At 70.7% G+C, this 13240-nt stretch carries 14 protein-coding genes; 4 read left to right on the forward strand and 10 right to left on the reverse strand.

The features are described from left to right. Positions 1-144 precede the first annotated feature (144 nt). The gene (locus tag ABZ780_RS25735; protein ID WP_357487737.1) at positions 145-780 is read left to right on the forward strand and encodes a hypothetical protein; all 636 of its coding nucleotides are present in this window, start codon (positions 145-147) and stop codon (positions 778-780) included. Between the two features lie 23 nt (positions 781-803). Here ABZ780_RS25735 and ABZ780_RS25740 read toward each other — a convergent pair whose 3' ends face one another. The 4 genes from ABZ780_RS25740 to ABZ780_RS25755 all read right to left on the reverse strand — a co-directional run bounded on the left by ABZ780_RS25740 (position 804) and on the right by ABZ780_RS25755 (position 3236). After that, positions 804-1385 (reverse strand): dihydrofolate reductase family protein, encoded by a 582-nt coding sequence (locus ABZ780_RS25740; RefSeq protein WP_357008565.1) that lies wholly within the window; start codon positions 1383-1385, stop codon positions 804-806. A gap of 66 nt (positions 1386-1451) precedes the next feature. Beyond that, positions 1452-2291, reverse strand: coding sequence for a helix-turn-helix domain-containing protein (locus ABZ780_RS25745; RefSeq protein WP_357487738.1), 840 nt, complete (start codon positions 2289-2291; stop codon positions 1452-1454). A 134-nt stretch (positions 2292-2425) separates the two neighbouring features. Next, positions 2426-2794 carry a DUF4180 domain-containing protein gene (locus ABZ780_RS25750; RefSeq protein WP_355631636.1) on the reverse strand — a complete coding sequence of 123 codons (369 nt, stop codon included), beginning with the start codon at positions 2792-2794 and terminating at the stop codon, positions 2426-2428. Further along, positions 2787-3236, reverse strand: a complete 450-nt coding sequence (locus ABZ780_RS25755) for a helix-turn-helix domain-containing protein (RefSeq protein WP_357008559.1) — start codon at positions 3234-3236, stop codon at positions 2787-2789. The genes ABZ780_RS25750 and ABZ780_RS25755 overlap by 8 nt, the downstream gene beginning before the upstream one ends. Before the next feature lie 180 nt (positions 3237-3416). Here ABZ780_RS25755 and ABZ780_RS25760 point away from each other — a divergent pair, with 180 nt between their 5' ends. Continuing rightward, complete coding sequence (locus tag ABZ780_RS25760) at positions 3417-6761, forward strand: AAA family ATPase (RefSeq protein ID WP_357487739.1); 3345 nt, start codon at positions 3417-3419, stop codon at positions 6759-6761. Between the two features lie 27 nt (positions 6762-6788). Here the strand turns inward: ABZ780_RS25760 and ABZ780_RS25765 are convergent, their stop codons facing one another. Together ABZ780_RS25765 and ABZ780_RS25770 are read right to left on the reverse strand one after the other, a co-directional pair. Further along, positions 6789-7742, reverse strand: coding sequence for an alpha/beta hydrolase (locus tag ABZ780_RS25765; RefSeq protein ID WP_357487740.1), 954 nt, complete (start codon positions 7740-7742; stop codon positions 6789-6791). A 50-nt stretch (positions 7743-7792) separates the two neighbouring features. Next, a complete protein-coding gene (locus ABZ780_RS25770; protein ID WP_357487741.1) occupies positions 7793-8098 on the reverse strand; it encodes an antibiotic biosynthesis monooxygenase in 306 nt (101 codons plus the stop codon). 158 nt (positions 8099-8256) lie between these two features. On the opposite strand from ABZ780_RS25770, the gene ABZ780_RS25775 reads away from it, so the two are divergent. Then, positions 8257-9162: an AraC family transcriptional regulator gene (locus tag ABZ780_RS25775; RefSeq protein ID WP_357487742.1), complete on the forward strand. Its 906-nt coding sequence runs from the start codon at positions 8257-8259 to the stop codon at positions 9160-9162. Positions 9163-9231: 69 nt separating this feature from the next. Here the strand turns inward: ABZ780_RS25775 and ABZ780_RS25780 are convergent, their stop codons facing one another. From ABZ780_RS25780 to ABZ780_RS25790, 3 genes are read right to left on the reverse strand one after another with little or no spacing between them, the layout of a single operon-like run. Further along, complete coding sequence (locus ABZ780_RS25780) at positions 9232-10092, reverse strand: ABC transporter permease (protein WP_357487743.1); 861 nt, start codon at positions 10090-10092, stop codon at positions 9232-9234. Next, entirely contained in the window at positions 10089-11102 is a 1014-nt protein-coding gene (locus ABZ780_RS25785) for an ATP-binding cassette domain-containing protein (protein ID WP_357487744.1), read from the reverse strand. The genes ABZ780_RS25780 and ABZ780_RS25785 overlap by 4 nt, the downstream gene beginning before the upstream one ends. A gap of 25 nt (positions 11103-11127) precedes the next feature. Beyond that, on the reverse strand, positions 11128-11682 hold the full coding sequence (locus ABZ780_RS25790) for an NAD(P)H-dependent oxidoreductase (protein ID WP_357008537.1): 555 nt from the start codon (positions 11680-11682) through the stop codon (positions 11128-11130). 132 nt (positions 11683-11814) lie between these two features. Between ABZ780_RS25790 and ABZ780_RS25795 the strand changes: the two genes are divergently transcribed. Then, positions 11815-12330 (forward strand): GNAT family N-acetyltransferase, encoded by a 516-nt coding sequence (locus tag ABZ780_RS25795; RefSeq protein ID WP_357008534.1) that lies wholly within the window; start codon positions 11815-11817, stop codon positions 12328-12330. A gap of 24 nt (positions 12331-12354) precedes the next feature. Here the strand turns inward: ABZ780_RS25795 and ABZ780_RS25800 are convergent, their stop codons facing one another. Further along, a complete protein-coding gene (locus ABZ780_RS25800) occupies positions 12355-13206 on the reverse strand; it encodes an aldo/keto reductase (protein WP_357008531.1) in 852 nt (283 codons plus the stop codon). Positions 13207-13240 lie beyond the last annotated feature (34 nt).

The following is a 13240-nucleotide window of genomic DNA, read 5'->3' on the forward strand; positions in this document are numbered from 1 at the left end:
CGTGCCGAATGTCTCGACCAATGCCTATCAACCTGACTGGTGGCGCGTTCCCCTTCGATACCGCGATATGGCGTCAGCGGGCGATGGGTGGAAGCGCCTCGGCCGTAGCGTCCGGACAGAGGGAGCGATCTGAGGGGGCAAACCATGCAGGCAGTCGAGGATGGGGTGTTACCGGGTGAGCGGGCTCCGGTAACCGTCAACATCGACCGGTGGCGGGCGGGGCTACCGCGGGGCGCGTGGCCCGACAGCCTTCCGGCGAACGGCGAGATCTGGCGGCGTGACGTCTTCGCGGTGGCCGACGCGTACCGGGCCGGGTCCGCGGGTCCGCGGCAATTGCTGACCGCCGTGTTGGCCTGGGGTTACGGACCCATCGGGTACGGCCCGTGGCGCACCGCCAAGTCGCTCGCCGCCGACCCGGACGGCAAGCGCCTGGCGTACGCGCTGAAGGCGATGTCCGAGCCAGATCCGGACGAGGATGCGCTGCGCACGGCGTACCGCCGATTGTCCGACCCCGACCATGCACGCCTGCCGTGGTTGGGGCCGGGTTTGTTCACGAAGGTCCTCTACTTCGTCGGTTACCGGCGCGGCGTGGGCGGTGTGCAGCCGTTGATCCTCGACCGTGTCGTGGCCAGCCACCTTCCGGCCGAGGCCGGCGTCAGTCGCCACAACGGGTGGTCATCCGAGGAGTGGCTGGCCTATCTGCGGTGGGCAGGCGCGCAGGCCCAGGCAAGGGGGATCGAGCCGGAGGCGGTGACGATGGCGGTCGCGAACGACTGGTGAGGCGGTGGGGACGCTCAGATCGATCAGCGGCGCACCTGATAGCGCAGGTGAAGCACCCGGTTGCCCTGAATCACCACGTCAGGGTCCTCCAGCAGGTGCTGCGCGTCGACCGACCCGAAGTAGCGCTTGCCGGACCCGAACACGACGGGTACGACGTCCATGCGTACCTCGTCGATCAGGCCCGCGGCAAGCACCTGACCACCGACGTCGCCAGCGGCGACCTCGACTATGCGGTCACCCGCAAGCTCCTGCGCCTTGGCCACGGCTGCCTCGACGCCGTCGACGAAGTGAAACGGCGCCTTGGGGTCCCAGCCCTCGGGCTCGGGCCGGTGCGTCACGACGACCACGTGGTCGATCCCGCCTGGAGGCTTCCCGTCCCAGCCGTCCGTCATGTCGAAGACGTGGCGGCCGACGACTGTCACCCCGATCTGGTCCCAGTACGGGCGGGTGTAGTCGTAGGACGTCTGCGACACCTTCAGCGCGCCGCTCTCGTCCAACGGGACGTCACCGCTGGACAACCAGTCGAACAGCGGTCCGGGTTGGTCATTCTCGTCCGCGACGAAGCCGTCCGTCGACACCGAGCTGTACATGACCACCTTGCCCACGGGGCTCTCCTCTGCTCTGGGATGCCCCCAAATTAGCGTGCCGTGAGCTGCCGCTCTTGTAAGAAATCAATCCGCCGGCAGCGGCCAGCTGTCCAGCACGTGGCCGGGATGTTCGCGCAGGAACCGCCGCCGGACTTCGACGTACCGGGTCGGGGTGAGCCCGGTGAAGGCCCGGAACTCGTGGCCGAAGTGGGCCTGGTCGAAGTAGCCTGCGCCACCGGCGAGGTCGGCCCAGTCGATCGGTTCGGCGGGGTTGATCGCGAGCACGGTGGCGGTGAAGCGGTAGGTGCGGGCCAGGCGCTTCGGCGTGACGCCGATGAGTTCCTTGAATCGCTGTGCCAGATGAGTGCTGCTGACACCGGTCGCCACGCTCAGGTCGCCGATCGCCACCGCCCCGCTGGTCGCCGCGATGACCCTGCTCGTGTGGCGGACCAGCCCCAGGCCGGCGGTCTCGCACAGCCGTCGCATCAGCTCCTCCTCGAGCAGCGTCAGCATCTCGTGCGGTCCGTCCGCCGTGGCCAGCCGGTCTCGCAACTCAGCAACGGCGGGCCGGCCCCAAACCTGCTCTACCGTCACCGGCCGGTCACACAGCTCGGCCGCGGGCATCGGCAGGAACGGCGCCAGCCCCCACGGTTTGAAGTGCACGCCGACGGACCGCGTCGGGCGTGGGTAGCCGAACTCGAACGCGCGGGTGGGCGTGGTGACCACGCAGCCGTCGGCGTAGTCGGCCGTCTCGATGTCGGTGCCGGCGCGGATGCGGAACGGCGCCCCGAGATTGACGATGAGCAACGCCGCCGGACTTGCCGGCAGCGTCAGTCGGGCGTACGGCGGCGCACCCTCCAGGTAGTAGAGGTCGTCGATCAGCCCGTCCAGCGGCGGTCGCGACACTCTGGACACGTACTCCACGCTCACAGCATCGCCGATATCGCGCGCCGGGATGGTCCAGCCCGCGCTGCCGCCAGCATCGAGCCGGCACCGATCCCGGACGCCTCGCCATCCGCTCGCAGCCGCCGGGGGAATTACGTGAGCGCTGACAGCGGCTACGCCGCAGCGCGGAGACGGTCGTCGAGCGCGTCGAGGTCGGGGACGAACCAGACGTGCCCGCCCTGGTTCGACTCGTGCACCAGGGCACGCAGCGCCGAACTCTCCGCGAGCTGTGCGGAGATGTCGCCGACGACGACCAGTCGTAGCCGGTAGTTGACGAACTTCTGCATCACGTCACCGGCGAAGCGGGTGCCCAGCGAGAAGAAGCGCTCGTCGAGTCGGTTGGCGGGCACGGCGACCACCTGGGCGCCGACGAAGGCCGCTCCGATCAGGTCCAGCGCGTCCTGCTCGGTGGCGACCGGCGGGCCGGCCGGGTCGCAGACGAGCACCTGCACCCCGGCGCGTTCCTGGATCTGGTCAGGCATCGTGGACCTCCCGGTCGATCAGGCCGTTGTCGGCGTTGAGGACGGCGTCGAGCAGGTGCAGCAGCTCGGCGGTGGCGGCGGGGTCGCCCAGAATGATGATCTTCAAGCGGCGTCGCGCCTCGTCGTGCACGGTCTGCACCCGCAGTGGATTGGCCTGGTCATGGCCGGTGTTGGCGCTGGCGAGCACGAGCGTGCCGAGTCGGTCGGCGGAAGCCCGGTCGACGCCGTCGATCTGCACGATGCTCGACACCTCGGCCGGCCCGGGGGCCACAGCGGGCGGCGTCTGCCCGGTGAGCGCATCGAGGTCGGTGGCGGCGATCCGGTACTGCTTGCCGATCCGCACCGCCCTCAGCCGACCGGACCGGATGTAACCGCGCACTGTCCGCACGTGCAGCCCGAGTCGGTCGGCGACCTGCTCCACCGAGTACATGTCTTCCTTCATCACTCCCTAAACTACCTTAACCGAGGATGTTAGGGAGTGATGGGGTGCGGTGGCCACCGTGAATCGTTTACGACATCAGCTCCAAAGGGCCCGGGGACACCAGCGCCCCCAGCGGCGGTGTCACCCTGAGTAGATAAGTGGGCGACCGGTGTCGGACGGTTCCAGTACCGTCTGGAAACCATGGACGCGCGGCTCGGCGACGCCATCATCGGGCGGGATCATCCCGCGGCCCTTCTGCGCGCCGAGCTGGACCGGGCCGCCACCAGCCACGGCGGCCTCGCCCTCGTCACCGGCGAGCCGGGCATCGGCAAGACCACCCTGGTCACGGCGGCTGCCCGGGAGGCTCGGCAGCGCGGCGCGCTGGTGCTCGGCGCAGCCTGCTGGGATTCCGACAGCGCTCCCGGCTACTGGCCATGGGTGCAGGTGCTGCGCGGCCTGCGGCGCTCAGCCGACGACTGGGCGGCGGCGCGGCAGTCCGCCGAGCCAGCCCTCGCGGCTCTGCTCGGCGAGACCGGCGGCGAGGCCGACCAGGCCGGCCGCACCGCCAGTTGGGCCGGCGTCGACACGGGTGGCGACATCGCGGACCGTGAGGCGTTCGCCCTGTACGACGCGGTGACCGCCGCGCTGGTCGCCGTCTCCCAGCACCGGCCGGTCGTGGTCGTCCTCGACGATCTGCACTGGGCCGACCCTGCCTCGCTGCGGCTGCTGGAGTTCGCCGCCCAGCACACCTGGTTCGAACGGTTGTTGCTGATCGGCACCTACCGTGACGCCGAGGTCGAGTCGGGCGATCATCCGTTGCGCCCGCTGCTGATGCCGCTGGTCGCCAAGGCCACCACGATCACCCTCACCGGCCTGACCCGCGACGAGGTGGCCGCGCTGATCACACGCACCGCCGGGCGGGAGCCCGAAGCCGACCTGGTCGACGAGGTCCACCGGCGTACCGGCGGCAACCCGTTCTTCGTCGAGCAGACCGCGCGGCTGTGGCACGCCGACGGTGCGGCAGGCACCATCGCACCCGGGGTACGGGAAGCGGTCCGACGACGCCTGGCCCAGTTGCCCCCGGCCGTGGTCGAGGCGCTCACCGTCGCCGCCGTGCTGGGTCGCGAGTTCCACCGTCAGGTCCTCGCGGCCTGCGCGGCCGCCCCGGTGGCACAGGTCGACCGGCTCCTCGACCGGGCGGTCACCGCCCGGCTGGTGGTCGCCCGGGGCGGCGGCCGGTTCGCCTTCGCCCACGACCTGGTCCGGGAGACCCTCTACGACGGGCTGACCGACGACGACCGGCAGACACGGCACGGCGCGGTCGTGCGAGCGGTCGACGATCTTCGGGAGCTCACCGACCGGCTGATCCCGGCCGACCTCGCCCGGCACGCTTACCTCGCCGGCCCCGCGCTCGAACGGGCCCGGGTGGCCACGCTGCTGGTCGCCGCCGGGCGGGACGCGTTCGGCCGGCTGGCCGCCGACGAGGGGGCGGTGCACTTCCGCAGGGCGCTGGAGGTCGTCGACGACCGGGCGCAACGGGTGCGGATGCTCATCGAGTTCGGTGAGGCGCAATATCACCACGCAGGCCGGGACGAGGCCGCAACACTGCTCACCGAGGCCGGGGCGCTGGCCCGCACCCTCGACGACCCGGTGTTGCTGGCTCGCGTCGCCCTCATCGTCAACCGCTCCCGCCAGGTGGAGACCATCCACTCGGTCGAGGCGGCGGAGCTGGTGCGGGAGGCGTACCGACGGCTGATCGGCGAGCCGGACGCCACCGCGCCGGTCAGCGCGCTGGTCGCCGACCTGATCACCGCGACCGAGACGATCGCTCGTCGAGGGCAGGACGACGAGGCGCTCACCTTCAGCCTGTGGGCCCGCCATGACACCACCTGGGGTCTGGGCACGGCCGCGGCCCGGGCGGCGCTCACCGCCGAAATTCGGGACGTGGCACGCCGCTCGGGCGACCGGGAGACGGAGCTGTGGGCCACCTCGCTGCGCTGGGTGGCACTGCTGGAGTTGGGCAACCCCGGCTTCGTCGAGGAGTTCACCGCCTTCGTCAACGCGGACCGGCACGGCGACCTCACCCGGCACCAGATTTCGGCGATCGTCGACAGCGGGATCATCGCGGCTTTCCGGGGTGACTTCGCGGAGGCCGACGAGCGGTTCGTCTTTCTCGCCGACCTCTCCGACCCGGGCCACGCCCAGTTCGGATTCATGGGCCATCACCTGCGCTGGTCCCGGCTGGTGCTCCAGGGTCGGTTCGCCGAGGCCGAGACCCTGCTCGACGAGCTGGCACCGATCGACTACCCCTATCAGGAGTTGCTGCGGGCGATCACTGCCGCTGAGCGTGGCGACGGTGTGACGACGATCCGGCTGACCGCCGGCATCGAGGCCGCCAACATCCGGTACCCGCGTCCCGTGTCGCCGCTCTGGCTACGACTGCGTGCGCAGGCCGCCGCCGCGTCCCGCGACCCGCAGCGCTGCGACGACGTGCGGGCCGCGCTGACCCCCCATCGCGGAGAGTGGATGGTCGGGCTGTTCGGCTGCGACATCAGCGGTCCCGTCGACCACTGGCTCGCGGTGGTCGACGCCGCGCAGGAGCGCTGGGACGACGCCATCGACGGGTTCACGGCGGCCCGCGACTCCGCCGACCGACTGGGCTCCCGAACCTGGTCGCTCATCGCCCGCGCCGGGCTGGCGAACGCCCTGGCCGCCCGCGGCCACGCGAGCGACGCCGCGACCCTGGCCGAGCTACGCGCCACCACCACCCGCGACGCCACCGCCCTCGGCATGCTCCAGGTCCTGCACCGACTCGGCACCCCAGCGCCAGCCACCACCACCGCCCATCCCGCCAGCCCAAACCAGAGCGCCCTGCCGGGCCAGACCGCCGTGCCGGGCCAGACCGCCGTGCCGGGCCAGAGCGCCATGCCGGGCCAGACTGCCGTCTTAGGTCAGGTCGCCGTGCCGGGTCAGGCCGCGTCGGTCGTGGCGGCCGTTCAGGGGTACGAGTTTCGGCGCGACGGGCCCGTCTGGCAGCTCGCCTACGCGGGCGTCGTCGTCCAACTGCCCGACGCCAAGGGCCTGCACGACCTGCACCTGCTGCTGAGTCGGCCGGGCGGTGACGTGCCCGCCGTGGAGCTGCTCGACCCAGCCGCCGGGCCGGAACTGGTCGCGGCCCGTCGGATGGGCGGTGACCCGGTCCTGGACGACGAGGCTAAGGCCCGCTACCGACGGCATCTGGAGCGCCTCGACGAGGAGATCGACCGGGCCGCCGCACGCGACGACGACCGGAAGGTGGCCGCGCTGGACGCCGAGCGCGGCGCGCTGCTCGACGAGCTGCGCGCCGCGGCGGGGTTGGCTGGCCGGAGCCGCCGGCTGGGTGACGAGGCGGAACGGGCCCGCAAGACGGTGACCGCGCGGATCAGGGACACGTTGCGCAAACTCGACGAGCGGCATCCGGCGCTCGCCGGCCACCTGCGCGAAGCCGTCTCGACCGGCAACACCTGCCGCTACCTGCCGCCCGAGACGGTGCCCTGGCGGCTCTGAGCACCGCGACGCCGGCCGTCGGTCGGCTCAGTCCTTGAGCTCGGGGTTCAGGACTCGGGCGAGCCAGTCGGCCTGGGTACGCCGGGCTGCGGCTGAGACGCGGACCTGCGGGAACAGCGCCGAGAACCCGTGGAAGCCACCGGACCACAGATGCAGCTCCGCCTCTCCGCCAGCGGCCCAGATCCGGGTCGCGTAGCTGACGTCCTCGTCGCGGAACACCTCGGCCGTCCCGGCGTCGATGTAGGTCGTCGGCAGGCCGGACAGGTCGTCGGCCAGAGCGGGTGAGACGTACGCGGAGGGGGTCTGCTCGCCGAGGACGCTGCGCCAGCCGAACTCGTTCATCTCGCGGGTCCACACGCCGTCCGGGCCGCTGTACTGACGGCTGGACGTGGTGTCGTTGCGGTGGTCGAGCATGGGGCACGACAGCAACTGCGCGGCGATGAGCGGGGTGCCGCGGTCACGGGCCATGAGCGTCACCCCGGCGGCCAGGCCACCTCCGGCGCTGGCGCCAGCCACGACGATGCGGGTCGGGTCGATGCCCAGGTCCGCGGCGTTCTCGGCCACCCAGAGCAGGCCCTGGTAACAGTCGTCGACGAGGGTTTCGCCGGTTGCCTCCGGGGCCAGCCGGTAGTCCACGGTGATCACGACGGCACCGAACAGGTCGAGCCATTCCAGCGGAACGTCGATGTTGGAGAAGCGGTCACCCCACATCATTCCGCCGCCGTGGATCCAGTAGACGCAGGGCACCCCGGCGGCACGGTTGGTGGGGCTGAGGACGGACAGCGGGATCGGAGTTCCGTCAGAGGCGGGGACGGTGACCTCGCGCCGTTGCACCGAGCGACCCTCCAGGTGCGTCTCGATCGGCGGCTGGGGGAACTGGCGCAGCTGGTTGATCACCTCGGGACCGAGGGGCGGCAGGGACGGCAGGTCGGCCAGGGGCACGAGCAGTTCGGGGTCGATGGCCGGTCGAGGGATGTTCATCGGGGTCCTTCCGTTGGTGTCAGGTCGGGGTGCCGGGTGTGGTCGCCGGTTCAGAAGGTCGCCTTGCCGCCGACCGGCACCGCATCGGTGTACGCGGACTCGCCGGCCAGCAGCGGCTGAAGCTTCGCGACCAAGGCCTGCGCCTGCTCGCCGCCGAAGAACGCGCTGTGGGCCTCGGCGCTGGTCCAGCCCTCGATGACGTGCACGACGTCAGGGTTGGAGGCCGAGCGGGACACCAGGAAGACGAGGCAGTCGTCGTGGGGCAGCGACGGCGCGTCGAGCAGCAGCTCGATCAGCTCGTCGGCCTTTCCGGGCTGCGCGGTCATGGTGGCCTGGAAACCGTGGTGGACGGTCATCGGTGAGACTCCTCATCGTCGAGCTGTGCTGCGCTCTCGGGGAAACTGACACTCCAATGGAATCAGCTACACCAGCAGAAACGTTAGAAGAATGCTCGCTGGCACTTGCCTGATCCTCTCGTTGTGGCGAGGATCGGTCTCGTGCTTCAATCGAGGTCGTGAACCTTGACGAGCTGAGGGCGTTGCTGGCCCGCCACGCCCGGCCCGACATGAGCACCGCCATCGACGGGGTCCTGATCTCGAAGGTCGAGCAGCGGACCCCGCCCACCACGTCGATGTCGGGCACCGTGCTGGCGCTCATCGCCCAAGGCGCGAAGCAGATGGCGCTGGGCGACCGTGTGTACGAGTACCGCGCGGGGCAGTACCTTGTCGCGTCGGTCGATCTGCCGGTCACCGGCCGCTTCACCCAGGCCAGCGCGGACGCTCCGGCTCTGGGGTTCGGGCTGGTGCTACACCCGGCCATGGTGGCGGAGTTGCTGTTGCAGGCGGCACCGGGCGACCTACCGCCGCTGGCCGGGCCGTCGCCGTCGGGGATGGTGGTCAGTGACGCGCCCGACGAGCTCGGCGACGCGGTGATCCGACTGCTCCGGCTGCTGGACCGGCCCCGGGACGTCACGGTGCTCGCGCCCCTGATCAAGCGGGAGATTCTGTGGCTGTTGCTCACCGGTGAGCAGGGGGCGGCCGTGCGGCAACTCGGCTTGGCCGACAGCAGCCTCAGCCACGTCGCCCGGGCGGTCCGCTGGATCCGCGACCATTTCGCGCAGTCGTTCCGGGTGGAGGATCTGGCCCGGCTGTCCGGGATGAGCGTGTCGGCGTTCTACCGCAACTTCCAGGCCGTGACCGCGATGAGCCCGATCCAGTTCCAGAAGCAGATCCGGTTGCAGGAGGCGCGGCTCCTCCTCGCGACCCACCCCAACGACGTCACCGGGGTGAGCATCCGCGTCGGCTACGAGAGCCCGTCGCAGTTCAGCCGCGAATATCGTCGTCAGTTCGGCGCGCCGCCCAGCCAGGACGCCACCCGCCTGCGCGGCGTCAGTCGGGCCGAGGTGCCGGCGGTCGTCTGACCGTAGCCAGACAAGCGACGGGCGCCGCCACAGTCGTGGCGACGCCCGTCGGTCAGGGCCGAGGCAGGGTCAGCGGCGGTTGTACCTGTACATGGTCAGCGAGCCGAAGACCAGCACGAAGCCGGCGCTCCACACCAGCAGCCACATCGTGGCCGACGGGTCCGACTCGCCGCCCATCACTCCACGGATCGCGGCCACGAGCTGCGTCACCGGGTTGACCTTCACGAACGCCTGGAGCCAGCCGGGCATGGTGCTCGGCTCGACGAAGACGTTGCTCAGGAACGTCAGCGGGAACAGCACCATCATGCTGACCCCCATCACCGACTTCTCGCTGCGCAGGATCAGCCCGAAGAACGTCCACACCCAGGAGAACGCGAACGAGAAGATCACCAGCAGCCCGATCCCGGCGGCCACGCCGACCACCCCGCCAGCGGGCCGGAACCCGAGCACCAGCCCCAGGCTCAGGATCACCAGGGCGGCGAGGATGTAGCGCAGCACGTCGCCGAAGATCATGCCGACCAGGGCGGCTGGCCGCCAGACGGGCAGCGTCCGGAACCGGTCGAAGATGCCCTTCTCGATGTCGGTGTTCAGGCCGACACCGGTGTACATCGTGATCATCACGACGCTTGTCACCATGATGCCGGGCAGGAAGAACTGCAGATAGTCGCGCGGGCTGCCGGCGAGGGCGCCACCGAACAGGTACGTGAACATCAGCACCATGATGATCGGGAACGCTGTCACGTCGAAGAGCTGCTCCGGCACGTGCTTGATCTTCAGCAGGGCGCGCCAGCCGAAGGTGAGCGACGCCCCCAGCGCGGTGGGTCGGGGCGGTCGCGCCCCGGGCGCGAGGACGGTTGCCAGCGCGTCGGCGGACGGCACGTAGACCGTCGGCGCCCGTTCGGTCGTGGTGGTTGTGGTGGCGTCACTCATCGGGCTGCCTCCAGCTCGTCGTCGCGCTCGTCGGCGGGCACGGCGGGATGATCGGTCAGGGCCAGGAAGACCTCGTCCAGGCTGGGCTGGCCGAGGGAGAAGTTGTCGACGACGATGCCGGCGCGGGCCAGGTCGCTCAGCGCGCGGGCGGCCTGCGCGCTGGCGTCGAGGTCGGTGCCGGCCTCACCGACGCGGGCCGTCAACGCCACCGGGTCGGCGGCGAGCTGCACCGGCACGTTGAGCGCCTCCCGGAGCACCTTCTCCGCCTCGGGCCGCTGGGCGGGGTCGCGCAGTCGCAGGTGGACGGTGCCGGAGCCGATCGACGACTTCAGCTCGCCCGGGGTGCCCTCCGCGATCACCCGGCCGTGGTCGACGACCGCGATCCGCCCGGCGAGCTGGTCGGCCTCGTCCAGGTACTGCGTGGTCAGCAGCACCGTGGTGCCGTGCGACACCACCGCCCGCACGATCTCCCACACCTGGTTGCGGCTGCGCGGGTCGAGGCCGGTCGTCGGCTCGTCGAGGAAGAGCAGGTCCGGCGTGTTGAGGATGCTGGCGGCGATGTCGATGCGCCGCCGCATCCCGCCCGAGTACTTCTTCACCTGGCGGTCACTGGCCTCGGTGAGCCCGAACGCGGCCAGCAGGGCCGCCGCGCGCTCACGGGCTGCCGGCTTGCGCAGGCCGAGCAGCCGGGCGAGGAGCACCAGGTTCTCCGTACCGGTCAGGTCCTCGTCGACGGAGGCGTACTGGCCGGTCAGGCTGACCCGGCTGCGGACCGCGTCAGCCTCGGTGACCACGTCGTGCCCGAAGACCCGCGCTGAGCCGCCGTCGGGCCGCAGCAGTGTCGCGAGCACCCGGACCGCCGTGGTCTTGCCCGCCCCGTTGGGGCCGAGCAGGCCGTAGACGGTGCCGGCGGGCACCTGTAGGTCGATGCCGGCCAGCGCCTTGGTGTCCCCGAACGAGCGGGTGAGCCCTTCGGCCTCGATGGCCAGGCCGGTGGTGCGTCTACTCATGACGTAAACCTTTCGTCGAACGTGTTCAGGAGACGTAGGGCCGTGCCGCCCGGCCGTCACGCAGCGCCAGACCCCACCAGCGGAGCTGGTCGAGCAGAGCGCGGGTGTCGTGGCGCAGCTCGTCGGTGCAGAGCGGCGTCGGCTCACCGGCGAGCAGGTCGATCCCCACGACGTCGCGCACCGTCATGGCGTGCAACGCGGTGAAGACGGTGCGCAGTTGGTCGACGGCGTGCAGACCGGTGGACCGGCAGCCGTACGACACGAAGCCGACCGGCTTGGCCTGCCACTCGTCGTACGCATAGTCGATCGCCTGTTTCAGGGGGGCCGGGAAGCTGTGGTTGTACTCGGGGGTGACCACGACGAACGCGTCCGCCCGACCCACCTCGCGGACGAACGCCCGGATGGGGGCGGTCGGCTCCGCGGGGTAGCTGGCCGGAAAGTCGTACTCGTTGAGGTCAACGACCGTCACGGTGAGGTCGTCGTGCCGCGCGGTCTGATCGATGAACCAGCGGGCGACCCGGTCACCCGCCCGCCCTTCCCGGGTGCTGCCGATGATCACGGCGAGCGCTAACGGTGTCATTGTTACCCCCCTTCCATCCTCAAGGCGCGAGGCGACCACCGCGCGCCCGCTAGATCGGATCTAGCGGGCGGCGTTTCGGTGCGGGATGTCGGTGGGGTCGGCTTGACTGGGGCCGACGAACGGGGGAGTGCGATGGCACAGGTACGCATCCAGCCGTGGCAGGAGGACGACCTCGACCTGCTGCGGCAGCTCAACTCACCGGACACCCGCAGACACACCGGTGGCCCGGAGACCGACGAGCAGGTGCTCGCCCGGCACCACCGTTACGTGCACTTCGCCGAGGGCGGGCAGGGCTGCATGTTCACCCTGGTGCTGCCGGACGGCGCACGGGTGGGCAGTGTCGGTTACTGGGGTCGGGAGTGGCGCGACCAGCCGGTGTACGAGTTGGGCTGGGCGGTGCTGCCCGCGTACCGGGGGCAGGGGTTGGCGACCGTCGCGGTGCGCGCGGCGGTCGACGTGGTCCGCGCCCGGCGGGACCGGCGCCACGCGCACGCCTACCCCTCGGTCGACAACCCCGCCTCGAACGCGGTCTGCCGCAAGGCCGGCTTCACGCTGCTGGGCGAGACGGGCTTCGAATATCCGCCGGGGCGGATGATGCGCGCCAACGACTGGCGGCTCGACCTGACCACCCCGCCGACCGAGGGCTGAGGTCGGCGCGGCGGTCAGCTCGGCTCAGCGGGGGACGTAGGCGAAGGTGTCCGGGTTCGGGCCCTGCCGGCCGGCCTCGCCCTTGTCCAACTCGGTGATCCGCTCCATCGCCGCGTCATCAAGCTCGAAGTCGAAGATCCGGGTGTTCTCCTCGATCCGCTTCGGGGTGGTCGACTTCGGGAAGATGATGTCGCCGCGCTGCACGTGCCAGCGGAGCACCACCTGCGCCGGGGTCCGGCCGAACTGCTCGGCGATGTCGACGACCGTCGGATCGGCCAGCACCTTGCCCTGCGCGATCGGCGACCACGCCTCGGTGAGGATGTTGTGCTCGCGGTCGTACGCGCGGACCTCCTCGTTACCGAAGTACGGGTGCGCCTCGACCTGGTTGACCGCCGGCACCACGCTCGCCTCGGCGGCCAGTCGCTCCAGGTGCGGCACCTGGAAGTTCGACACCCCGACCGAGCGGGCCCGGCCGTCGTGCTGGAACTCCTCCAGCACCTTCCAGGTGGAGACGAAGTCGCCGTCGTAGAGCGTCGGCAGCGGCCAGTGGATCAGGAACAGGTCGACGTAGTCCATCTTCAGGGCGTCGAGCGTCGAGTCGAACGCCCTGCGGGCGTCGTCCGGGCGGTGGAACCCGTTGTTCAGCTTGCTGGTGACGTAGACCTCGGCGCGGTTCAGCCCGGACGTGCGCACCGCCTCGCCCACCTCGGCCTCGTTGCCGTACATCTCGGCGGTGTCGATGTGCCGGTAGCCCACCTCCAGCGCCTTGCTCACCGCCGCGGCGGTGTCCTTCGGCTCGATCTGGAACACCCCGAAGCCGAGCTGCGGAATGGTGTTGCCGTCGTTCAGGCTGATGTCGGGAATCGTGATGGCCACTGCGGCTCCTTCGCGTCTTCGTGTCGGTGCCCCC

This window comes from Micromonospora sp. NPDC047467 (assembly GCF_040643095.1).
Taxonomy (GTDB): domain Bacteria; phylum Actinomycetota; class Actinomycetes; order Mycobacteriales; family Micromonosporaceae; genus Micromonospora.

Coding starts and splice junctions, on each gene's coding strand:
- ABZ780_RS25785 (WP_357487744.1), bottom strand. CDS start 11,102: ATGAGTAGACGCACCACCGGCCTGGCCATCGAGGCCGAAGGGCTCACC.
- ABZ780_RS25735 (WP_357487737.1), top strand. CDS start 145: ATGCAGGCAGTCGAGGATGGGGTGTTACCGGGTGAGCGGGCTCCGGTA.
- ABZ780_RS25770 (WP_357487741.1), bottom strand. CDS start 8,098: ATGACCGTCCACCACGGTTTCCAGGCCACCATGACCGCGCAGCCCGGA.
- ABZ780_RS25780 (WP_357487743.1), bottom strand. CDS start 10,092: ATGAGTGACGCCACCACAACCACCACGACCGAACGGGCGCCGACGGTC.
- ABZ780_RS25750 (WP_355631636.1), bottom strand. CDS start 2,794: ATGCCTGACCAGATCCAGGAACGCGCCGGGGTGCAGGTGCTCGTCTGC.
- ABZ780_RS25790 (WP_357008537.1), bottom strand. CDS start 11,682: ATGACACCGTTAGCGCTCGCCGTGATCATCGGCAGCACCCGGGAAGGG.
- ABZ780_RS25760 (WP_357487739.1), top strand. CDS start 3,417: ATGGACGCGCGGCTCGGCGACGCCATCATCGGGCGGGATCATCCCGCG.
- ABZ780_RS25755 (WP_357008559.1), bottom strand. CDS start 3,236: ATGAAGGAAGACATGTACTCGGTGGAGCAGGTCGCCGACCGACTCGGG.
- ABZ780_RS25765 (WP_357487740.1), bottom strand. CDS start 7,742: ATGAACATCCCTCGACCGGCCATCGACCCCGAACTGCTCGTGCCCCTG.
- ABZ780_RS25795 (WP_357008534.1), top strand. CDS start 11,815: ATGGCACAGGTACGCATCCAGCCGTGGCAGGAGGACGACCTCGACCTG.